This window comes from Fodinibius sp., from assembly GCF_034521915.1.
Lineage (GTDB): Bacteria > Bacteroidota > Rhodothermia > Balneolales > Balneolaceae > Fodinibius.
On record NZ_JAXHLU010000001.1, the window covers coordinates 153,643 to 176,595 of the forward strand.

Consider the following 22,953-nt stretch of genomic DNA (forward strand, 5'->3'; position numbering starts at 1 on the left):
TCTTACTTTGTGCAACGTTAATTACGATTTATAAATTATGGCTATTCGAGACGTGAAAAAACTCATAGCAGTGCTGGTTATTTTTCTTTCAGCACAATTTACATATGGGCAACAATCTGCTTCGGTTAACGGATACATTTCTGACGCCGAAACCGGTGAAACGCTTATATCAGCCAATATTGCTCTAAAAGACAGTCGTAAAGGCACATCATCAAATACTTCGGGATACTTCTCCCTAACAGATATCGATCCCGGAACATATACCATCGTTGCTACTTACGTAGGGTATCAGCGCCACGAGCAGGAGATTTCTCTGGAGCCCGGACAAAGCTTACGCCTTGATATTGAACTTGATCCGGAAGGATTCCAACTCGAAGAAGTCGTTGTTGAATCAGAGCGTGAAAAAGAGGAGCAACGTAATATTGGTATTGCACAAATGCAGACGAAACTCATTAACGATTTGCCCTCTGTTCTTCAATCTGATGTCTTTCGATCGCTGCAGTTACTCCCGGGAGTAAAAGCGGCTTCCGACTTCTCAAGTGGACTCTACATTCGCGGGGGAAGTCCCGACCAAACCTTAATCCTGCTCGATCGAACAACAGTATACAATCCTTCGCACTTTTTCGGTTTTTTCTCAACCTTTAATCCGGATGCTGTTAAAGACGTGCGCCTCTACAAAGGCGGGTATCCGGCCAAATACGGCGGTAGGCTTGGATCGGTACTTACCATCTTTAATAAAGATGGCAATAGAAATGAGTTTAAAGGATCGGTTACAGCAGGACTGCTCTCTTCGCGCGTTTCTATAGAAGGTCCTTTCAAAAAAGGGTCTTATATGCTTGCCGTGCGTCGCTCTACCCTGGAACCGGCACTTGCCATATTACAAAATACTACTGAGAACATTCCTGAAAGCTTTTATTTCCTTGATGTCAACGGAAAAGTCAATTACGATGCCAACGAGAACAACAAAATCTCACTGGCCTTTTACGCCGGAACCGATAACCTTGAATTCCCCTTCGCCACCGATGCAGGCATTGACCTCAATTATGGCAATCAGACACTCAGCTCAACCTGGACCCATATTTTTTCTGGCAAGGTATTCTCGAACTTTACCCTAACCGGATCACGATATTTTAACTACCCCTCCATAAATATTGCTTCAACGCCCATCGATCGCTCTAATAATATCTACGATTTCTCGCTCAAGGGAGATATCGAATACTTGCCCAACGACAATCATGAAATTTCTACCGGCTTTTGGATGGGAAATATGACCTTAAAACTACAAGACAGTTTTGATGGTGAAGATACATTTAGCTCGCGTATCCAATCACAGTACGGTTCATGGTATATTCAGGATAAATGGGATATAACAGACCAGTGGATTGCTACTCCCGGATTGCGAGTAGCCGGATTTAGTGAAGGGCAATACCTGCGGCTGGAACCCCGCATGTCGCTGGAATATCGTCCTACCGATCGTATCCGCCTGCAGGGAGCTTATGGACGTTACAATCAGTTTTTGACGCTGATTTCCAACGAAGCCTTTACCGGTTTTGATGTCTGGCTCACCACTGACGACGGCGTTCCTCCCGCTTATGGTAATCAATATGTGGTAGGAGCAAAAACAATTCCATGGGAGGGCTACGGTCTGGACCTTGAACTCTACTATCGTTCGATGCATGATCTTTTTGAACTCGATCCTTTTATTTCGGATCAAGCCGGATTACCGTACAAAGAGATTTTCCGTTTTGGAGATGGATATGCATATGGAGCAGAACTTTACTTTGAACGACAGGTTGGCCGATTAACAGGATTTGCCGGATACACTTTTAGCGTAACACGACGAAAGTTTCCCAACTTTAACGATCCAATTTCGAATCAAGGTACCGCCCGATACTATCCACCGAAATATGATCGCATCCATGATCTCAACATTGTTTTACAATACGATATTAGCTCACGGTGGTCAACAACGATAACCTTTAATTATGCCACCGGACAAGCCTATACCAAACCACTGGGACGCACAACCGCTTTTGATGTTCCAACTTCCGGACTCAGCTTCGACCAGCTGATAGTCGGGCGTGTTAATGCATCACGACTACCCGACTACAACAGGCTGGATTTTAGCTTTAGTCGTAAGGGCACTTTTTTTGGGATGGGAGAAGCGGAATGGCAATTTCAAATTATAAATGCCTACTCTCGTCGCAATGTTTGGTTTTACAATTATAATTTGGATGAAAATCCAGCGGAGCGCGAAGCAATAAAGCTGCTTCCCATTTTACCAACCATTTCATACACCGTCGATTTTTAACCATGAAAAAATTATTAGCAATAATAACTTCCTTGGCTATCTTGTCAGGCTGCGAACTTTACGAGCAAGATAAATACCAGGAATACTATGTCGTAGAATCGTATTTAATTGCTAACGGTAATCTTCAGCAAGTTCGACTTTCTACCACAAATCCAATCGATGAGACTTATCAATTTGAGGATAATGCCATAACCGGTGCAACGGTAAAAATTCAGCGCTTAGATCCTGACAGCTCTGTCGTCGAAGAGTACTCCTACCAAGAACAGCAGCCCGGTATTTACACTCCTATTAATAATATTACTGTACAGGCCGCACAACTGTATCGCCTGCATGTAACTACACAAAATGGGGATGAAATTTCTGCCACTACATATGTCCCCGGTAACTTTGAAACCGTAAATGAACTGGAACCTGCCTATATATATCAGGGCCCACAGCAAGTTGAACTCACAACCACTCCCAGCTCATATATAACTGATCGCCAAACTTATTTTATTTTTACTATTAATACATTGGACCCAAACCCCAATAATTTAACGCCCTTTTATGCTGATCAAGTGGAAGATGAAGAAACCGATATTGAGGAGTACTACGTTAACTCATCGGGTATTGTAAATGAGGGCAATTTTGAACAAAATTCCGACGGCACCATCACCCTGCGATTACCCTGGCTGGCCGTTGCATTTTACGGTTCCAATAATATAATTGTGAATGCCATAGATGATAATCTCTATGACTTTCTCCGATCCCATGATACGCAATCTGGAGGCACAACTTTATCGCCCGGCGAAATTCAGAATATCCGTTATAATGTAAACGGCGGAATTGGTATTTTTGGAAGCATGGCCAGTGATACCAATGGCACTTTTATTGCTCGACCATAATCTACCGCTGATGTATTCACACATTTTTAAATACATAATAATATTCGTGTTGGCAGCTGGTTTTGCCCTGCCTGTAAAAGCTCAGGATTCCGATTCCTTTAAATTAGCCCGTATTCAATACCGTGGAGGCGGCGATTGGTATAACGATCCGTCAGCGTTACAGAACCTGGCTGAATTTGCAAGACAACAGGTCCCTATCGCAATAAATCCGGAATATGACGATGTTGATATTGGCAGTCCTGATCTATTTAATTATCCTTTTGCGTTTTTAACCGGCCACGGTACCATCACCATAAACCAGGCCGAAGCCTCAAATCTGCGAACATATCTGCAAAACGGCGGTTTTCTTTACGTTGATGATGATTACGGACTGGATAAACATTTTCAAAAAATGATCGACAAAGTATTTCCCAACGAGGAGTTAGTCGAGCTCCCTTTTGACCATCCGATCTACCATCAAGTATTCGAATTTCCCGAAGGACTCCCCAAAATACATGAACACGATGGCAAACCGCCGCAGGGATTTGGCATTTTTTTGGAAGGCAGGCTTGCTGTATTCTATACGTATGAAACGAATTTAGGGGATGGCTGGACAAATCCCGAGGTACATAATGATCCTGCTGCAATCAGAGAAAAGGCTCTTCAAATGGGTACAAATATCTTAATATATGCCCTCACCAGCGGGCGATAACATTGTAGTGCGTTCAGTTCGAATGAAAGCAAATATATTATGCACGATCCCTTTTTAATAAGGCGTAATTTACGGATATTTAACCAACTTATAATTCAAGCAAATCTCCTGTAATTATGATCATTCCTATAGCCAGCGATCATGCCGGTTTTGAGGCCAAAGAAAAAGTTAAAACTATGGCTCGAAGAAATGGATCACATGCCTGTTGATTTTGGCACTCACTCTGATGAGTCAGTTGATTATCCCGATTTTGCTGTACAAGTAGCTGAGAAAGTTAATGACGGTGAGCACGAAAAAGGGATTCTTATTTGCGGAAGTGGACAGGGAATGTGCATGACTGCGAATAAATATAGAAACGTTCGCGCCGCACTGGTATATGATGATAAATCTGCAAAAATGACTCGACAGCATAACAACGCAAATATTTTATGCCTGCCGGGTCGAGAACTTAGTGAAGAGGACTTAAAAAAAATTGTCGAGATCTGGCTTAATACCGATTTTGACGGCGGCCGCCACGAACGTCGCGTTAATAAAATTCACGATCTAACCGATAAAGAGTAACATTTATGCAACCTCTATCCGATCAAGATTCTGATATATATCAACTTTTAGCCGAAGAAAAAGAACGGCAAAATGATAATTTAGAACTCATTGCATCTGAAAACTTTGCTTCACGTGCCGTCATGGAAGCAATGGGGTCTACACTAACAAATAAGTATGCTGAGGGATTGCCCGGCAAACGATATTACGGCGGCTGCGAAGTGGTAGATAAAGTTGAAGAGCTTGCCCGCGAACGAGCCAAAAAACTTTTTGGAGCCTCCTGGGTAAATGTTCAGCCCCACTCGGGAGCCCAGGCAAATGCCGCAGTCTATCTCACTTTTATGAAACCCGGCGAAACACTGTTGGGTCTTGATCTCTCGCACGGCGGACATTTAACACATGGATCGCCCGTCAATTTTTCCGGAATATTGTATAACTCTGAATTCTACGGGGTAGATAAAGAAACCGGCCGTATAGATTTAGAAGAAGTCCGCAAAAAGGCCAAAGAAATACAGCCAAAGCTTATTTCTATCGGGGCCTCAGCTTATCCCCGCGATTTTGATTACAAAGCATTTCGCGAAATTGCTGATGAAGTCGGAGCCTACCTGTGGATGGATATGGCGCACACTGCCGGACTCATCGCTGCGGGCTTACTGAATGATCCTCTACCCCACTGCCACGTAGTTACCACAACTACCCACAAAACATTGCGCGGTCCGCGCGGCGGCATGATCTTGCTTGGAGAAGATGGAGAAAATACACTCGGTGTCACTGCTCGCAAATCCGGACGGACAAAAAACTGGAGTGAGATACTCGATTCCGGCGTATTCCCGGGAACGCAAGGTGGTCCGCTCATGCATGTTATAGCATCAAAAGCTGTTTCTTTTAAAGAAGCGCTGCAAGACGATTTTAAATCATATCAAAAGAAGGTACAAGCGAATGCCAAAGAAATGGGAGATGCGTTTATGGAGATGAACTACAACTTGGTAAGCAACGGTACCGACAATCATCTAATACTTGTCGACTTGCGCAATAAAGGCTTAACCGGTAAAGTTGCTGAAGAAGCACTGGACAAAGCTAATATAACCCTCAATAAAAATATGGTCCCCTTTGATACCGAAAGTCCGTTTGTAACTTCGGGTATCCGTATTGGATCACCGGCTATGACCACCCGTGGATTTGGAACCGACGAGTTTAAAACAATTGCTAAGCTGATCGATAAGGTACTGCAAGATCCGGAAAATGAATCTGTGATAAGTGAAGTGAGAGGCCAAGTTTCTGAGCTCTGCAAGGCATTTCCTCTTTATGATTTCGTAACAGCTTAGTATTTGTCCCATATCCTTTTATGAATGAAGAACGACAAATAATGACCGAGGATTTACCCGAAGCAAAGAAGCCCAAAGATCGAACCGCCAACATGTCGTTTTTAGATCATCTCGAGGAACTTCGTTGGCGACTCATTAAGGGGCTTGGTGGAATTGGCATAGGTATGATTATCGCTTTTTTCATTGGGGATTTTCTTGTTTCTGAAGTTATGCTGGGACCTACCCATTCTAATTTTTTCGTGTATCAGCTTCTTGGCATTGATGCCATCGATCTCACCATCCAAAGCAGAAAACTACCCGGGCAATTTTTTACCTACTGGGGTACCCTGATCGTCTTTGGAGGTATTTTGGGTTCTCCCATCCTATTTTATCAGCTATGGTCGTTTATAGAGCCGGCCATGGAAAAATCGGAAAAATGGAAATCTTTTGGTCACAGTGCTTTCATTACCTTCTTTTTTCTGTTAGGCGTTGCTTTCGGATACTTTATTCTTGTTCCCTTTGCCCTTCAGTTTTTCAGCCAATTTCAAATATCTGATGCCATCCACAACGATTTTGATATCAACGAATATTTTAGCTCGCTTACAATGTGGGTGCTCTCATGCGGTATTATCTTTCAACTGCCGGTGTTGAGCTATTTCTTTTCCAAATTCGGATTACTGACCCCCGAATTTTTAAAACAATACCGGCGACATGCGATCATTACCTGTTTCGTTCTCTCAGCTTTTTTGACGCCCCCTGATCCGGTCTCACAAGTGCTTATTGCAATTCCTTTGGTATTGCTTTTCCAGCTTTCTATTTGGATCAGCAAATTAGGAGTTCGCAAACGCAACAAAGAGCTGGAAAAAGCGTTTAGTGATGGCTAGAGACTTAAAAATTTTGTTTTCCCGTGCACTGTAAATACGTTACCTTTAACGCTATTAAATTAAACATAGATAGAAATTTATAACTACCTCATTAAAATCAGATTTTAATTAGTACCAAATCAATGAGATTTATAAAAAAATTACCTTTTCTGCTGGTTGCATTACTCTTTTCTTCAGTACTTATTATTCAGGGCTGTAGCGATGAGAATAACCGCCCAACCGGACCGGACTTTAGTAATGTACCCGAACCCTATAACATGTCAAATGCAGATACCACGTATACCAAAGAGGGTGGGGTCGAAATTTATGTCATCGAAGAGGGAGTGTGCCCAAGCGGTGAAGAGGAGTTTTGCACCGTTACTCCTCGTGATCAAATCAGTTTAAAGTATACAGGGCGAATTTTTGATGGTGGAACAGGTGAGGGAGAAATTTTTGAAAGTACTTATGTGGACAGCACTCGCTCTTCTGCAATTATCACAAACCTGACTCCGAATTCTACACAACAACAGGCAGCACAAATCGAGGGATTCCGACGTGGCCTGTTAGGAATGAAGGAAGGAGAAAAAAGAGTTATTATTGTTCCTCCGTCATTAGGATACAGTGATAGCCGACCAGGAGTAAATGGTATGGATCTAAGAGATGAAACCCTTCGTTACGACGTAGAACTGACTGGTATTCAATAACAGCTCATATCTTTATAAAATATATTCCCTGGGAATCTTGGGATTGATACTCGTTAATATTTCGTAGGGTATCGTATCAATTTTTGATGCCCAATCCCGCGCATCACTTTCGGCATAAAGCAATTCAACCGAGGTTCCAGGCTTATATTTATCATCACCCAGAAAAACCATGCTGTAGTTCATGGTTATATTACCTACCAGTGGATATTTCTCCCCGCCTATCCGTACCGTAAGCTCTTCTGATAAACTTCGTTTGAGACCGTCATCATAACCCACGGGAATGACACCCAAATTTCCGTCTGAAGGAGCCTGCCATGTCGCTCCATAACTAACTGGGCTTTCTTCAATAATAGGCTTTATTTGAACGAGATTTGACTTCCATTGAAGTATAGGTTTGATTCCTTCAATATTCGTTTTGCCCGGTGCATAACCATAGAGTCCAATACCCAGACGAACCATATCAAACTGCTCACTTGAATAAAAAGCAGTAGCACCGGTGTTTGCAACATGGGCTGATAGTTTGCCAGGAAATTGCTCTCGAATTTTTGTGAACAAATGATGCTGTTCCGTAACAAAATCCGATTCCGGACTATCAGCTGTTGCAAAGTGGCTATAGAGTCCGGTACAAAATAAATTCTGATTTTCCTCCATCAACGATAGAACCCGTTCCGACTCTTCAGGGGAAAATCCCAAACGACCCATACCGGTATCAAAATTGAGGTGATACGAAGTTCCATTGGGAAGCCAGTCAAAATGTTCTTTGGCACTCACCGTGGCCGTTAAATTATGTACCCTGTATTGTGATGCGGTCGTTTTCTGCGGAACTTCAAAAACCAGAATAGGCTTTGTGATATCTTGCTTTCGCAGCTCAATCCCTTCGTGAATATCATTTACGGCAAAAGCTTCTACCATAGGTTCCAAAGTACTGGCTACCTCTACGGCGCCATGGCCATAGGCATCCGCTTTTACCACAGACATCACCCGAGTATCTTCATCTAAATATGATCGAAGTGCCTGCAAATTTTTTTTAAGCTTAGCAAGATTAACTTCAACTGTGGCATTCGATTTCTGAATCATAAAAACGGTACTATTAAAAATTGAACCAGGATTTCTTTTTCTCTTTTAAAATTACGTTTGCAGCATTATATCCTGCTGCCCCAAAAACACCTCCACCCGGATGACACGATGCCGATGATAAATACAAGTTTTCAATGGGCGTTTTATACTCGCTCATCTCGGGAATGGGACGAAACATAAACATTTGATCAAAACTCATCTCCACATGCATTACATTTCCGCGCAATAACCCATGCTTTCGTTCAATATCAAGTGGCGACTGTATATACCAATCTATGAGCTTGTCTTCCATATTCGGCGCATAGCGCGTTACCACATCATATATTTTTTGGGCTTCCCGTTCCCTGATATCATCCCAATGCAAGCCATTCTCCAGTTCATATGGATGCCACTGTGCCCACGCAAAAAGGGTATGTCCTCCGCTCGGTGCCACATCAGGATCAATTTGTGAAAACGTCATTGCCAACACAGCCGGATCCCCCGGTGGCTTTTTCTGTAGGTAATCACCAATTGCATCATTCATATACTGAACCGAAGGCGCCAGAAGCTGCATTCCGTTATGGATAAAAGTATCATCAGGACAAGCCGAATAACGGGGCAGTTCCTCCACCGCACAACGGATGACCATTCCAAAACCATTGCCCACGTTTATATTTTCCACTTTTTCATAGGTAGAACTTGGAAGATGATCACGCCCTACCAATTTCATCATGGTCGTTTGCACGTGCGCATTTGAGATAATAGTATCAGCCCGGTATTCCTCTCCTTCTGCCAAAACTCCCAGTGCCTTTCCATCTTCAATAATAATATTTTCAACAGGTGATCCGGTAATAATCTCTCCATCGTGCGCTTCAATAAATCGGGCCATCGCCTGTGTTAACATTCCGCTGCCGCCGCGCGGATGCTTAGCTCCACTCTGGTGTAACATCGACTGCCAACCGGCAAAATCGCCCGTAGCGGGATGATCAGGCGTTGGGCCCGACTGTGCCGCAAACCATATTAAAGCCGCCTTCATATGCGGATTTTCGAACGCATCATCAACGACTTTCCCATAACTGCTCAGTATTTTCTGGAGGCCATCAAGCTGCTTTCCTTTTTCGAACATTCCGCCATCACGTATCTGTCCCTTGGCAACTTCGGTAATAATATTCTTTCCGCTGGGCGGAACCATAAATGCTTTTAAAACCCCCTTGTTAATGCGTCCCCAGAATTCCACAAAATTACGATAGTTTTCGACATCTTCGGGAGCCACTTTGGCAATAGAATCCAAGGTGCGTTCCAAATCCTTAAAAAAATGAATAACGCCCTTTCCCTCCGGTACCGGGTACGACATAATTGGATCCATTTCAATGTAATCCAACCCATACTTCTCCAGCTCAAGCTCTTCCAAAATCCCGGTCTGATGAATCATAATATGAACAGAAGAACCCTACATCCATCCGAAAACCCTGCGGGTATTTATCTGACTTGAACATCGTCTCGGTACTCACCGCCCCTCCCAGTTGATCTTGACGTTCAATCACTGTAACAGAATAGCCTTCTTTGGCCAAATAGCAACCGGTAACCAAGCCGTTATGACCTGAACCTATAATTATAACATCTTGTTTAGACATTGTTTATAACACTCACTTTTGATAACATACTTCAAAATTTAACGTACAAGGTTTTTAACAATTCATCACCGCAATTAATTCTGAAACAACATACTTGGTTTAATTTTATGAACTTCTTCAAAACACTTATTGCCGCTACGCTGGGTACCCTTATCGCACTGCTGCTTATTTTCTTTGTTGGCATTATCACTATTTCAACAAGTTCGCAGGAACCGGAACCATACATCCAGAGTAATTCCGTGCTAAAAATTTCTCTTCGCGGGACGTTACCCAGCCAGGATTCACAAAACCCACTGGATGAACTCTTGAACCAGTCAAACAATGATAAGGTCTCCCTGGAAACATTGAAAGAAAATTTGTCCAAAGCTCAAGTTCATGATAATATCGAAGGCATTTGGCTTGAGATTGATTTTATGAGCGAAAGCTGGGCAAATCTTCAAGAGGCGCACCGGCTTATAAGTGCTTTTCGCGACAGCTCTGACAAGTTCATCTATGCCAGTACCAACGATCTCGGTTATAACGAAAAAGGGTATTACTTGGCAACAGCGGCCGACTCTGTTTTTGCTCCGCCGGAAACATTTTTCGAATTTGATGGATTTTTCAGCCAAGTTACATTCTTCGATGGGATGTTTGAAAAACTGGGGATAGATGCAGAAGTCATTCGCCACGGTAAATACAAGGGCGCCGTTGAACCTTTTTACAGAAAAGATCTATCCGATGAAAACGAATATCAGCTAACCCAAATCTTAAATCAAACAAGCAGTACCTTTCTGGATGCGGTTAGCAATAAGACCGGCCATTCTATCAAAGAGCTGAATCAACTGTTAAATGGTCAGCCTAACTTGACTACCCAGTTCGGTTTTGAAAATCAGCTGATAGACTCTCTGGTCTATACCGATGAATTAGTTGCACATATGAAAACAAGAATAGGCCTCGACGAAAGTGCTTCTATCAAAACGGTAGACTTTAATCGCTATTCAAAAGTTACCCCATCCTCAGCCGGGCTTTCTACTCCATCAACTTCAGATAAAATTGCAGTAGTATATGCCGATGGACCTATTATGCCGGATGTGGGTTCCAACTCCCCATTCAACAATCAGCCTCAGATTACTGTTGATTTTATTGAGGAGCAGCTCGAAGAAATTCGAGAGGATGACAATATTAAAGCATTAGTATTGCGTATCAACAGCCCGGGCGGTTCCGGCAGTACTTCTGATGCAATCTGGCGCATGATGCAAGAAACCAAGAAAGATATACCAGTCATTGTTTCGATGGGCGGCGTTGCTGCTTCAGGCGGATATTATATAGCCATGGCCGGCGATTCTATTGTTGCAGAACCAACAACTATTACAGGATCCATCGGCGTTTTTGGCACCAAGTTTAATACCAAGCAATTAATGAATGACAAGCTGGGTATTACCTTTGATGAGGTAAAGACACACGAACACGCTGATTGGCTGCTTCCAACCCGGGAATTCACCTCATCTGAGGAGAAAGCATTTCAACAGTATATCGACAATTTCTACCAAACTTTTATCACCAAAGCGGCTAAAGGACGAAATATGGAAGTTGATCAGATGGACGAACTTGCCCAGGGGCGCGTCTGGGTTGGGGCTGATGCCCATGAAAATGGTCTGGTAGATGAGTTGGGCGGCCTCGAAAAAGCACTGAGCATAGCAGCAGAAAAAGCCGAATTAAGTGATTATAAAATTGCCAAATTCCCCAAACCGAAATCAATCTATGAATTGTTTATGGGTTCTGCAGCTACTCAAGCCAAAGCCCTGTTACCCAGCAGCTGGTTCTTATCTAACGAAATACAAACTGTGGAACAGCAGTTTTCTGTTCTCAAACGTCGCGATGCATTAACATTATTCCCATACGAAATCAGCATTCAATAAATAACCGATATGAATATAGGTTCTTTTACGGTAGAAGTGTTAAGCGAAGGGCACTTCGAGCTTTTTGAAGATGGACACATCAACCGATCTAAAAGAACTGCACACTCGGGCTCAACCCCCAAATATCCCAGCGATAGCAATGCTGTTATGGTTGGGATCAATCCCGTTTTAGTACAATCGGGAGGCCAAAATATATTACTCGATACCGGTCTTGGCTGGGGATTAGATGCAGGCAGCCAATATACAGATGTTTCCAACGTATGCACCAACCTGCGTATCTTTGGGCTAACCCCCAAAGATATCACCCACGTGATTCTAACTCATTTGCATTACGATCACGCCGCCGGCTCCTCCTTTACAGATGCAGAAGCCAAAACGCAGCCTACTTTCCCAAATGCCACATACTATGTCCACCAGCAGGAATGGGACTTCGCACTTGAACAGAGTAAAGGACAGCAACTATCGTACTGCGAACGGTATCGCCTGGACGATTTTTACCGATTGGTCAGTGATGAGCGAGTTACCTTTTTATCCGGTAATAAAACAGAGATTATGAACGGTATTACAGTCGTTAAAACAGGAGGACATACGCCCGGACATCAAATTGTGATCCTTGAAAGCGATGGAGAGAAGGCCTACTATATGGGAGATTTATTACCGACCGAATATCAGCTTAATGAGTACGCCATGGAAAGAGCAGATATCTATCCTCTCGAAGCCAAGAAAAAGAAAGTCCGGCTTCTGCAAAAAGCCTGTGACGAAAAAGCCTTATTACTTTTCTATCACTCTGGAAATGGACAAGCAGGTCATCTATTTAAAGATGACGACAAAAAATATGTTTTAGCTAAACAGCTACCCTAACAAGGTTGACTATTTATTCATGGAGAGCAAGAACTCTTCATTATCTTTGGTCCCCTTCATCTTATCGAGGACAAATTCCATCGCTTCAAAACTATTCATGCGATTTAGATAACGTCGTAAGAGTACCACTTTTTCATGCTCTGATTCCGGGACAATAAGCTCTTCGCGTCGCGTTCCGCTTTTAAAGATATCCATCGCCGGATAAATTCTGCGCTCAGAAAGATTACGGTCAAGCACAATTTCCATGTTACCGGTCCCTTTGAACTCCTCGAAAATAAGATCATCCATACGAGAACCGGTCTGAACCAGCGCTGTAGCAAGAATAGAAAGACTGCCGCCATTCTCAATATTACGGGCTGAGCTAAAAAGCTGACGGGGCGCTTTTAGCGCTTCTGAATCTATACCGCCCGACATTGTTCGTCCGGACGACGGCTGACAAATATTATATGCACGCGCCAATCGAGTAATAGAATCCAACAATACTAATACATCGTGCCCACTTTCTACAAGACGTTTACTTTTCTCAAAAACAATCTCAGAAAGGCCAATATGATTTTCCGGTTTTTCATCAAACGTAGACGCTACTACCTCTGCATTTTCAACATTGCGTTCCATTTCGGTTACTTCCTCAGGACGCTCGTCAATAAGCAGAATAATGATCTTCGTCTCGGGATTATTCTCATTGACAGCATTTGCGATATTACGCAGAATGGTCGTTTTACCTGTTTTAGGTTGTGCAACGATAAGGCCACGCTGTCCCTTTCCTATCGGCGTAAACAGATCCAGAGCACGGGTAGTATATTCTGTTGGTTTATGCTCCAGTTTAAGTCGGTCTTCGGGATAAATAGGCATAAGATCTACAAAATCCTCACGGTTATCCATGTCATGAGGAATTTTACCATTCACCCCATCTACGCGCAGAAGAGCAAAATACCGTTCTCCGACTTTAGGCGGACGGATAATTCCAATCACGCAATCACCCTGTTTAAGTCGAAAACGCTTTATCTGAGAAGGTGATACATAAATATCATCGGGACTGGCCTTGTAATTATAATTCACCGACCGCAAAAAACCGTATCCATCAGGCAGAATTTCCAGCGTTCCCTCCTGTATCAGATATGGACCTAATTCGGGCTGAATTTCAGCCAGCCGTTCATCAAGCGTGGGGGCATCCGATTCAGGCAGAATTTCATGTACACTTTTTTTCTTCTTTTTCGTGCTTCGATTATTGTCGGAACGTCCGGAGTTACTACGACTGCCATTATTATTGGACTGATGGTCACTACCATCTTCATCCAACTCTCCTCGAGCTCTTGCTTTGTCACGAACTGATTGTGTAATACGATTAATCAGTTCTTGCTTGCGCAAGTCTGATACCGAACTTAATCCCTGTTCACGGGCTAAATAACGAAGTTCCTTAACTGTTTTTTCCTGAAGAGTATCTATTTCTTCAAGAGAAACTCCATCGGTTTGGTAATCCGACATAATCTTCTTCTATCTATTTTTAAATATGAAAATGGGTTACGATGAATAAAATGATCCTATAATCTTTTGTCAGAAGCTATAGAGAATAGATCTACGCTGTAATAAGGGAGCAAATTCAGGTAGATATGAGTTATTGGTTTAAAACAAAAGTTGAAACCCAGTCCCGAACTGTTTCATAAAAGTAAAAACTTCCTGAAAAAATTACTAATTCTGAATCAAAATCGTCTTGCATTATTTTTTTTCGATCTTCATCAGAAGCAGGAAAGGGATTTGCCTTGGGCAACCATTCTTTAATATCGTCAAAAGTTGCTGCCCGTTCAAGGCCTAGGGAATAATAATAGATATTTTTGAATTCTAAAAATTCTGTCATCACTTCCTCCCGAATTTTATCTTGCATCAACGAGAGCACCAACGTTGCATTCTCAACATTGCCCACAGTTTTTACTGATTCTTTTAAAACCTTTACGGCCTCCAGGTTATGCCCGCCGTCGAAGTACCAATGCTCACCATCAACAAGTCGCTCAAACCTCCCAAAACCGGTATTAACACGCTTAAGACCACTTATAAAGTTCTCTTCTGTTATACTCCCATACTTATCCCCAAGTACAGAACAAACTTGCCAAACAATTGCCACATTCTTTGCCTGTATCGGCGAAGTTAAATTACTGGAAATATTAATCATCCTGTCATCAACCGTTAACTGGTAATGCCCAGTTTTTATGTATTTCGGATTTAAATTATCAATTGTATAAAAAGGACAGGCTTTCTGTTCGGCAATTTTAACAATTTCGTTTTGGGCTTGCATGGGTAAATCCCCTATCACTACCGGACGACCTTCTTTTAAAATACCTGCCTTTTCCCGTGCGATTTCGGTAATACTATCCCCGAGAATATCGGTATGATCCAGCGAAATACTGGTTATTACACTTATTTTCGGGTCGATGATATTGGTAGCATCTAACCGACCACCAAGGCCTACCTCAATGCAGGCGATATCCACATTCGATCGCGCAAACCACCAAAAGGCAATGGCCGTACTTATCTCAAAATAGGTCAACGTATACGCTTCAACATCATCTATATACGTATTAAAAAACTCCAGAAGTTCATCGTTCGAAATAACATCACCATTGATACGAAAACGCTCATTAAACGCAATGATGTGCGGAGAGGTGTACACTCCGGTCTTATAACCTGCCTTTTGAAATACAGAAGCCAATATATTGCATGTGCTTCCCTTTCCATTTGTACCCCCGATATGAATTGAGTCAAATTCTTCATGCGGGTTACCAATAGCATCGCAAAAATTACGAAAACGGGATAAATCAAAGTTTGCTGCAGAAGCCCCCCTGGATTGAAATTTAGGGATGCTATCGAGATACTCTCGAACGGATTGTAGAGAGGTAAAACGCATTGAAGCTGAATTTAATCGTTTTAATTTCGTTCTTAGAAAAAAGCTCTTTACTTTGCGATAGCAAAATATCGCTCGTCATATATTATGATTTATAATTCGTTGGTTAAATCACTTTTATTTAAGCTTGACGCCGAGCAAGCCCATTCTACCATCCATCGCTTTGCTGAGACTGCCTCAAATAGTAGTATCTTAAAAACTTTGGCAAAGAGTTTATACAATTATCAATCTGCGAAATTAAGTCAACAAATATGGGGATTAACATTTAGAAATCCTATTGGACTTGCCGCAGGTTTCGACAAAAATGGAGAAATTCCCGAAATAATGGAGGCACTGGGATTCGGCTTCGTAGAAGTGGGCAGCATTACCGCCAATCCCAATACCGGAAATCCCAGACCCCGTGCCTTTCGCTTGCCCAAAGATCGGGCAATTATCAACAGAATGGGATTAAATAATGACGGAGCCCAAACTATTGTTAAGCGATTGAAAAATAAAGAACTATCCATTCCATTGGGGATTAATATTGCCAAAACCCATGATCCCAAAATCATGGGGGATGCGGCAATTCAGGACTATGTGCAGAGCTTTAAAGAAGCCAAGAAAGTAGCCGACTATATTACGGTTAACATATCATGTCCCAATACCGCAAAGGGGAAAACATTTGAAGATCCCTCGGCTTTGGATGAACTGCTATCAGCCCTAAAAATACGTGATGATGCTCGTGTAGTGCCTACAACCGTGAAATTCTCTTCCGATCTCACCAAAGATCAATTGCTGCAGCTGTTAGAAATATGTGAAAATCACCGCATCCACGGATATGTGGCATGCAACACTTCCGCATCCCGTGATGGACTACAAACAAGTGAAGCTGAACTCAATAATATTGGTCGGGGCGGACTAAGTGGCCGACCAATTGCTAATAAAAGCATTCAAATTGTTGAATGGATAAGCGAGGCAACCAAAGGGCAAAAACCAATTATTGGCGTAGGCGGTATTGATAATTTTAGTACAGCCCTCAAAATGTTGTTAGCAGGAGCAGATTTACTCCAAATGTATACCGGACTAATTTATGAAGGTCCCGGACTTATAAAATCGATCAACCGTCAGCTGTTAGGCGAATTAGAAGAACTGAATATCAAATCTATCCATCAGCTGGTAAAAGCATTCGATTAACGTCGGATCGGGAAAGATATCCGGCAGGTAATTTCATCTGGAGCTTGCTCTGCCTCTAATGGTGCAAACTGTAAATGATCATCAAAAGCTTCTTCAAAGGACTCTTCTATACCCAGCGAGGTTTTTTGTGAAATTAGTTCATATGACTTTACTTTTCCATCCTCTCTCACCACAAACGAATACGTTACATTGCCAGACAATGACATCCCCTCTAATCTTTTTGGATAGGTAACCTGCTTCAAAAACGATTCCATGCTCGGCTCTACATTCAGTGAAATTCCCAGATCTTTACAGGTGATATTTTCTTGTGATCCGGATTGATGCTCTTGCAGCAATTTACTCAACTTATTTACCCTTTTCTGCTGTTTGGCATTTGGAAAAGTAGTATCAAACTGCTGAATAGCAAATCGCACGCTATCCCAGGAAGCGCCGGAAAAATCCAGCTTTTTTTTCAATATTGCTGCTGTTGTTGCCGAATCAACCCTTGACGTATCGCTCGAATCAGCCGTCAATGAACGTTTATCAGTAGAATCAACAAAATCACTATTATCTTTAGCCCGATTAATGTAAGCCTCGATTGATTGATAAAATATATGTGGAGCCAGATCAGAGTCACGATTATCAAGCGCTAATTTTCTTAATTTTACCGCCTTTTGAGAAGTAGTATCCTGCAAGTGACGATAATACTGATTTATCAATTTTTTCGTCGTATCCTGTTCAAAAGTACCCTCAGATCCATCTCCCATCCTAACCTTGACCCGCCGCGCATACCGTGTTTGGGGATATTTTTCCTGAATAGTTTTACCCCAGTACTGAAGACTATCAGTATTATCTTCGGTAGAAAATATTTCAAAAAGGGAATACATCGCCGGAGGATGAAGCTCTTTGGCGATATCATTTTTAAGAACCTTGTGAAAATAATGCCGTGCACTATCGGGCATATTTAAATTCAGAAATAACAAATTGCCCAACTTATATTGGGCATTGGCTTTCACCGTTCTCAGCTGATTTTTTTGCTCTGCCGTTCGGGGTATTTCCTCGAGATTCAACTCTACAACCGATTCTATATTATCCAAACTATTTGCGGATTGGTTATTATCAGTCACCTCAAAATCCTCTTGTCTTTCCGCCCCTCTAATAGCTTCTGCTCTTCGCCAGTTGTCAACAAGTGGACGATCCCCCCAACGCAATCTAAACTGCGTTTTGTATTGTTTTACAAACTGTGCATTTTTGTAATTAAGATATCCATATTGGGTGGGTATCTCGGACGTGCCGGCGTCCTCCACTCCAGCGATTTCAGTATTAGCAAAAACGGTTGATTCTTCTCCTTCATTCTTTTCCAGCTCCCGTTGCATTTGCGCTCGTATAGCATTCAATGCCGAGTCTAGCTCCTGTTCTGAAAGAGAGCCCAACCTCAACAAGCTATCCGCTCGGGTTATTGATTTTTTCAGTTCTGTATACTCACCATACGTATCCGCTAATTCGGCCGGATTGTCAGAATCACTGCCATTTGGTGAAGAACTGTTTATCGTAGAGGAAGAGTCGAAATAAGCAGCTGCAACTTGGTACTGATTATATTGATCACTATATATTTTACCCAGTCGAAAATAAATATCAGCTTTTAAGTCACGTGGCTGCTGGCTTTCGGTACCATACAAAAGATTTTTAAACATTTTTTCGGCCTTTCCGGCCTCTCCCATCATCTCATAGGTTCTGCCTATTTCAAACAAAAGCCGGCCGCGACGGTCAAGATTTTTATCATCTTTCCGTAAGGTTTGAAAAATGTCAAGAGCCAGATCAAATCGGGTCGCCTTTCTGGCAATATCAGCCTGCTTAAATTGAGACCAGTAGAGATAATCAAAATCGGGGAAATTATTTTTAACTTCTCCAAAAGCATTAAAAGCCTCTTCATATCGTTCCTGCTGCTCCAATACCTGTCCAAGCAAAAAGTACGTTCGGCCAAGCAGTGACTTACTTTGAATGTTTGATGTGGCGTCAAATAAATAATCAACAGCTTCACCCCAATTCTCCAACATAACGTGGTGCTGACCGGCCAGGGCCTGTATCTCCCCCCTATACTTCCGAGGCCATTTTGACGGGTATTGTTCGAGCTCAGATTCTACAAAACTTACTCCAGCCGTATACTGCTTTAAATCAAGTTGGGTTCTGCTTTTCCAAATGATGGCACGTGAAATCATTTCGGGGGACGAACCGGCATTTATTAATTCTTCAAATTTTTGAAGGGCCGGATAAAACTCCTGACGATAATAATTTGATTTGCCAATCAACAGAATGGCATCATCCACCCATTTCGACTCGGGAAACTTACGCAACACCTGTGCCCCCTTATCAATCGCATTTTGAAAATCATTATAACCGGCTTTATTGGGGGCGGGATGGATGCGAGCCGGTGAAGAGGGATCAATAGTTAGAGGCTGGTTGTTGACTTTCTTTAATCCCGACTTAAAACTCTCGCGGGCATTATAAAAGGTATTATAATAAGCCGTAAAATTATTCCAAGAACTTTTCAGGGAGCTCCCACATCCCACTAAAAAGACCCCTGTTAACAGTAAGAGAAGATACTTCCTCAAGGTTTATCACTTATTTTTAATTATTCGATCGTACTCACCTTAATCATATTCGTACGTCCTTTTTTGGCGATTGGCATACCCGTAGCAATAATCGCACGGTCACCTTTATTTACCAATCCATGATTTTTAAGGTGTTCCTCCATCAATTTTACACTTTTGTCGGTATCAAATATTTCATCAATTTTTATGGGTTGTACACCCCAAACCATTCCCAGCTGCTTACGTACTTCATCACTCTCAGTAAATGCAACAATAGGTACTCGCGGGCGGAACTTAGCGATACGTCGGGCGGTACTGCCAGAATGGGTAATCGTACTGATGACCTTCGCATCCACATTTTCGGCTAACATCACACAAGAATACGCCAGCGATTCAATCACCTGTTTCTCTTTCCACTCAGGTTTCCGATACTCCAGACTGTTGTAGATATGATCGGCATTTTTTTCAACCAGACCACAAATTTTATCCATGGTTTTAACCGATTCCACCGGATAATCTCCCGCAGCCGTTTCGCCCGAAAGCATTACCGCATCGGTCCCATCGAGCACGGCATTAGCTACATCTGAGCTTTCAGCACGAGTTGGGCGGGGATTTTCAATCATTGAGTCAAGCATTTGAGTTGCCGTAATAACCGGCTTGCCCGCCTGGCGACATTTATCAATAATATTTTTTTGCACCATGGGAACTCTCTCACTGGCAATTTCTATACCAAGATCACCCCGGGCAACCATAATACCGCTGGACTCCTCAATGATATCATCAATAACCGTTACCGCTTCGGGCTTCTCGATCTTTGCAACAATACCGGCATTGGAGCCTTGAGCCCGTACCCTCGAAATAACCTCCTGAATATCATCAGCAGAACGAACAAACGACATAGCCACATAGTCCACATCTTGTGAAACTGCATATTCAAGATCTTCGATATCCTTTTCGGTAAGCGACGACATCGACAGATTTACATCCGGCAAGTTGAGTCCTTTACGAGATTTCAACAACCCGCCGACGACCACCTGTGCCACTAATGATGACTCATCTTTTTTGATCACCTTGAGCTCAAGTAATCCATCATCAATCAACAGCCTATTTCCTTCTGTAGCATCATTAATCAATCCCTCATAATCAACAGGAATTGTTTCTGAAGTACCCTCGATCTCTTCTGTTGTTAACGTAACATAATCTCCGGACTCTACCTCCTGTCCCCCATCTTTCATCGTACCAATCCGGATTTTTGGGCCCTGCAGGTCCGCCAAAACAGGGAGACTCACTCCATATCGATCAGCTACTTTTCTTACATTCTGGATGACCTTGCCATTTTCTTCGTGCGTACCGTGAGAAAAGTTAATCCGGGCAATATTCATCCCATTTCTCACCAGCTTATCGATTTTTTCCTCTGTGTTACTACTGGGACCAAGGGTGCAAACAATTTTTGTTCGTCGTTCGCTAATACTCATTTAAATATGTTCTTTTACTGTAAAATTTATATTTCTAAATACGCTGAGAAATGTTTTGCCGTAAATAATAGTTTAGTATAAAAACATTTCAATGTATGAAATTATAACTATAAACGTTATCGGATATAGGCAACTCTTTATAAAAACAGAACTAATACTTTAAAAGTTTTAAGCAATTGGTATATTAAAATTCGGATACTGTATTACGTCTCTCCAATATCCTTTAACTGTATCTTTTTATGAACTCATATATACAAAAAACGTGGTTCCTTAAATATCTTTTGATTCTTGGTATAGGATTAATGGGATGTGCCAAATCCATAAATCCCGACATTGAGCGAGGATCAGACTATAATTTCAGGGATGGATATCCCGAAGTTCGTTTTTCTGCCATCGGGTTAATTGACGATCAGGGAGAACCTAAAATTGATATTGCAGCTGATATTGTTTTGGGAAGCCTCATCTATAATAAAGAGGGTGACAAATACATAGCTAACCTTACTATTGATGTTCAAATTATTAACCAAACCAATCCTGATAATATTATCGGATCAAAACAGTATGAAATTGATATCGAAAAAGAAGATCCCAATATCGTATACAGCCAGCAGATTCATACCTTTCAGGAGGCACTTGACGTAGAGCCGGGACGATACACCATTAATTTTACTCTTACTGATCAAAGTTCGGATAAAAAAATCACACACTCTGCTGAAACCTACCTTCCTAATCCCGAAAGTAATATATCTAATCTCACAAATATTCGGATGGAAGGAAAAAATATGAGTTCAGAAAATCCGTCTTGGTCGCCCATTACCACTTATGATGTGCCCGGCCGCGTGGATTCACTGAAATTTGTATTCCAGGTTACTAATAATAACTCCAGCAAACCGCTGGTAATAGACTCACAACTGCTTCGCTTCGAATCGGATACCTCGTACGCCCGACCCATGCACTTTAATGATTACAGCCCTTCGAGCATACAGTACAAGGGCATTGATTATAACCAAGAAGAAGTTATCCAATCTACCCAGCGTAAATTAATAGAGCGGGGAAATGTACTTATCGAATTTACTTTTGGGAATCAACGGCGCGGTAACTATCGATTCGAAGTGCAGACCAATATTTCTTCTGAGGAATCTGATGAAGCATATAAAGCCCGTGATTTCGCAGTCAAAAGTAAAAACTATCCCTCTATAAAATCGGCGCGAGAATTGGCTAAACCCTTAGTTTATTTAATGCGCGAGAAAGAGTATGAGGAATTAATAGCTATTAATGATCCTGACTCACTAAAAGCTGCTGTTGATCGATTTTGGCTTAAAAATATTGGTAGTAAAAGTCGCACCAAAAGTGTTCTTAAGAAATTTTACAATCGGGTAGAAGAAGCCAACAAGCAGTTTTCAAATTTTAAAGAGGGTTGGAAAACTGATCCGGGCATGATGTATATTCTTTTAGGTCCACCCTGGTATGTTGATGAGCGATTAGACGAAATGTATTGGTCTTACTCATATAACCGCTCTGATCCGGAAAGAAACTTTTATTTCTTTGAGCCCAGGCATAAAAGCGAATATTTTCCATTCAATCATTATATCTTAAGACGATCACAATCGTACTTTACACTGCAATACCAGCAAGTTGAATTGTGGCTGTCCGGATCAATTATGCAACGAAGTTTATAGAAAATTTTTGTATCAGCTCATAAAGATAATTCCACAAGAGCTATACTCTTTAGTTACGAGCGATTTGCACTCTCGTAGTACCTTAGTTATAGGGAGTACAACTCCCTTGAAGCTAAATAGATAATTGAGCTTTCCCCTTATAGACGGGACGGGCTCAGTAGTCAATTATATCTACTTTTAAACGGTCAACTTTCAGTGAAGCCTACAGTTCCAAACAAAACAAGCTATTATTATTAAAAGTAACTTTTTTAACATAGGCTACCTCGTTTACTTTTCATTATAGTTAAACGGATCCATGTATTGATATACATAAACCGTAATGCCTGCCTGATTACATCAAACAGACAACATGAGTTGCCCTGGTTTTTATATGTAAACTTGTGTTAGAGCCCCACAAAGGTGGGGTAATTATTT

General features: G+C 41.9%; 18 protein-coding genes. 11 read left to right on the forward strand and 7 right to left on the reverse strand.

What is annotated here, in order from left to right; genetic code table 11:
* Positions 1 to 37: 37 nt before the first annotated feature.
* The 7 genes from U5J89_RS00730 to U5J89_RS00760 all read left to right on the forward strand — a co-directional run bounded on the left by U5J89_RS00730 (position 38) and on the right by U5J89_RS00760 (position 7,297).
* A complete protein-coding gene (locus tag U5J89_RS00730) occupies positions 38 to 2,311 on the forward strand; it encodes a TonB-dependent receptor (protein WP_322573687.1) in 2,274 nt (757 codons plus the stop codon).
* A 2-nt stretch (positions 2,312 to 2,313) separates the two neighbouring features.
* Positions 2,314 to 3,195 (forward strand): DUF4249 family protein, encoded by an 882-nt coding sequence (locus tag U5J89_RS00735; protein WP_322573688.1) that lies wholly within the window; start codon positions 2,314 to 2,316, stop codon positions 3,193 to 3,195.
* Positions 3,170 to 3,886, forward strand: coding sequence for a DUF4159 domain-containing protein (locus U5J89_RS00740; protein ID WP_322573689.1), 717 nt, complete (start codon positions 3,170 to 3,172; stop codon positions 3,884 to 3,886). Before U5J89_RS00735 ends, U5J89_RS00740 begins: the two co-directional genes overlap by 26 nt.
* 150 nt (positions 3,887 to 4,036) lie before the next feature.
* Positions 4,037 to 4,447 carry a ribose 5-phosphate isomerase B gene (gene rpiB / locus U5J89_RS00745; RefSeq protein WP_322573690.1) on the forward strand — a complete coding sequence of 137 codons (411 nt, stop codon included), beginning with the start codon at positions 4,037 to 4,039 and terminating at the stop codon, positions 4,445 to 4,447.
* A 5-nt stretch (positions 4,448 to 4,452) separates the two neighbouring features.
* Positions 4,453 to 5,751, forward strand: coding sequence for a serine hydroxymethyltransferase (gene glyA, locus U5J89_RS00750; RefSeq protein WP_322573691.1), 1,299 nt, complete (start codon positions 4,453 to 4,455; stop codon positions 5,749 to 5,751).
* A gap of 20 nt (positions 5,752 to 5,771) precedes the next feature.
* Positions 5,772 to 6,614 carry a twin-arginine translocase subunit TatC gene (gene tatC, locus U5J89_RS00755; protein ID WP_322573692.1) on the forward strand — a complete coding sequence of 281 codons (843 nt, stop codon included), beginning with the start codon at positions 5,772 to 5,774 and terminating at the stop codon, positions 6,612 to 6,614.
* Positions 6,615 to 6,736: 122 nt separating this feature from the next.
* Complete coding sequence (locus U5J89_RS00760) at positions 6,737 to 7,297, forward strand: FKBP-type peptidyl-prolyl cis-trans isomerase (RefSeq protein ID WP_322573693.1); 561 nt, start codon at positions 6,737 to 6,739, stop codon at positions 7,295 to 7,297.
* A gap of 12 nt (positions 7,298 to 7,309) precedes the next feature.
* Here U5J89_RS00760 and alr read toward each other — a convergent pair whose 3' ends face one another.
* From alr to U5J89_RS00775, 3 genes are read right to left on the reverse strand one after another with little or no spacing between them, the layout of a single operon-like run.
* Entirely contained in the window at positions 7,310 to 8,374 is a 1,065-nt protein-coding gene (alr, locus tag U5J89_RS00765) for an alanine racemase (protein WP_322573694.1), read from the reverse strand.
* 13 nt (positions 8,375 to 8,387) lie between these two features.
* Positions 8,388 to 9,785: an NAD(P)/FAD-dependent oxidoreductase gene (locus U5J89_RS00770; RefSeq protein ID WP_322573695.1), complete on the reverse strand. Its 1,398-nt coding sequence runs from the start codon at positions 9,783 to 9,785 to the stop codon at positions 8,388 to 8,390.
* On the reverse strand, positions 9,751 to 9,987 hold the full coding sequence (locus U5J89_RS00775) for an FAD-dependent oxidoreductase (RefSeq protein ID WP_322573696.1): 237 nt from the start codon (positions 9,985 to 9,987) through the stop codon (positions 9,751 to 9,753). The genes U5J89_RS00770 and U5J89_RS00775 overlap by 35 nt, the downstream gene beginning before the upstream one ends.
* A 107-nt stretch (positions 9,988 to 10,094) precedes the next feature.
* On the opposite strand from U5J89_RS00775, the gene sppA reads away from it, so the two are divergent.
* Both sppA and U5J89_RS00785 read left to right on the forward strand, forming a co-directional pair.
* On the forward strand, positions 10,095 to 11,885 hold the full coding sequence (gene sppA, locus U5J89_RS00780; protein ID WP_322573697.1) for a signal peptide peptidase SppA: 1,791 nt from the start codon (positions 10,095 to 10,097) through the stop codon (positions 11,883 to 11,885).
* A 9-nt stretch (positions 11,886 to 11,894) separates the two neighbouring features.
* On the forward strand, positions 11,895 to 12,746 hold the full coding sequence (locus tag U5J89_RS00785; protein ID WP_322573698.1) for an MBL fold metallo-hydrolase: 852 nt from the start codon (positions 11,895 to 11,897) through the stop codon (positions 12,744 to 12,746).
* 9 nt (positions 12,747 to 12,755) lie between these two features.
* Here the strand turns inward: U5J89_RS00785 and rho are convergent, their stop codons facing one another.
* Together rho and U5J89_RS00795 are read right to left on the reverse strand one after the other, a co-directional pair.
* A complete protein-coding gene (gene rho / locus U5J89_RS00790) occupies positions 12,756 to 14,231 on the reverse strand; it encodes a transcription termination factor Rho (RefSeq protein WP_322573699.1) in 1,476 nt (491 codons plus the stop codon).
* A gap of 130 nt (positions 14,232 to 14,361) precedes the next feature.
* Positions 14,362 to 15,645: a folylpolyglutamate synthase/dihydrofolate synthase family protein gene (locus U5J89_RS00795; RefSeq protein WP_322573700.1), complete on the reverse strand. Its 1,284-nt coding sequence runs from the start codon at positions 15,643 to 15,645 to the stop codon at positions 14,362 to 14,364.
* 84 nt (positions 15,646 to 15,729) lie between these two features.
* Between U5J89_RS00795 and U5J89_RS00800 the strand changes: the two genes are divergently transcribed.
* Positions 15,730 to 16,815: a quinone-dependent dihydroorotate dehydrogenase gene (locus U5J89_RS00800; protein WP_322573701.1), complete on the forward strand. Its 1,086-nt coding sequence runs from the start codon at positions 15,730 to 15,732 to the stop codon at positions 16,813 to 16,815.
* Here U5J89_RS00800 and U5J89_RS00805 read toward each other — a convergent pair.
* Positions 16,812 to 19,406, reverse strand: coding sequence for a tetratricopeptide repeat protein (locus tag U5J89_RS00805; protein ID WP_322573702.1), 2,595 nt, complete (start codon positions 19,404 to 19,406; stop codon positions 16,812 to 16,814). The genes U5J89_RS00800 and U5J89_RS00805 overlap by 4 nt on opposite strands.
* Before the next feature lie 20 nt (positions 19,407 to 19,426).
* Entirely contained in the window at positions 19,427 to 20,860 is a 1,434-nt protein-coding gene (gene pyk, locus U5J89_RS00810; protein WP_322573703.1) for a pyruvate kinase, read from the reverse strand.
* 239 nt (positions 20,861 to 21,099) lie between these two features.
* On the opposite strand from pyk, the gene U5J89_RS00815 reads away from it, so the two are divergent.
* Complete coding sequence (locus U5J89_RS00815) at positions 21,100 to 22,539, forward strand: GWxTD domain-containing protein (protein WP_322573704.1); 1,440 nt, start codon at positions 21,100 to 21,102, stop codon at positions 22,537 to 22,539.
* The last annotated feature ends 414 nt before the right edge of the window (positions 22,540 to 22,953 follow it).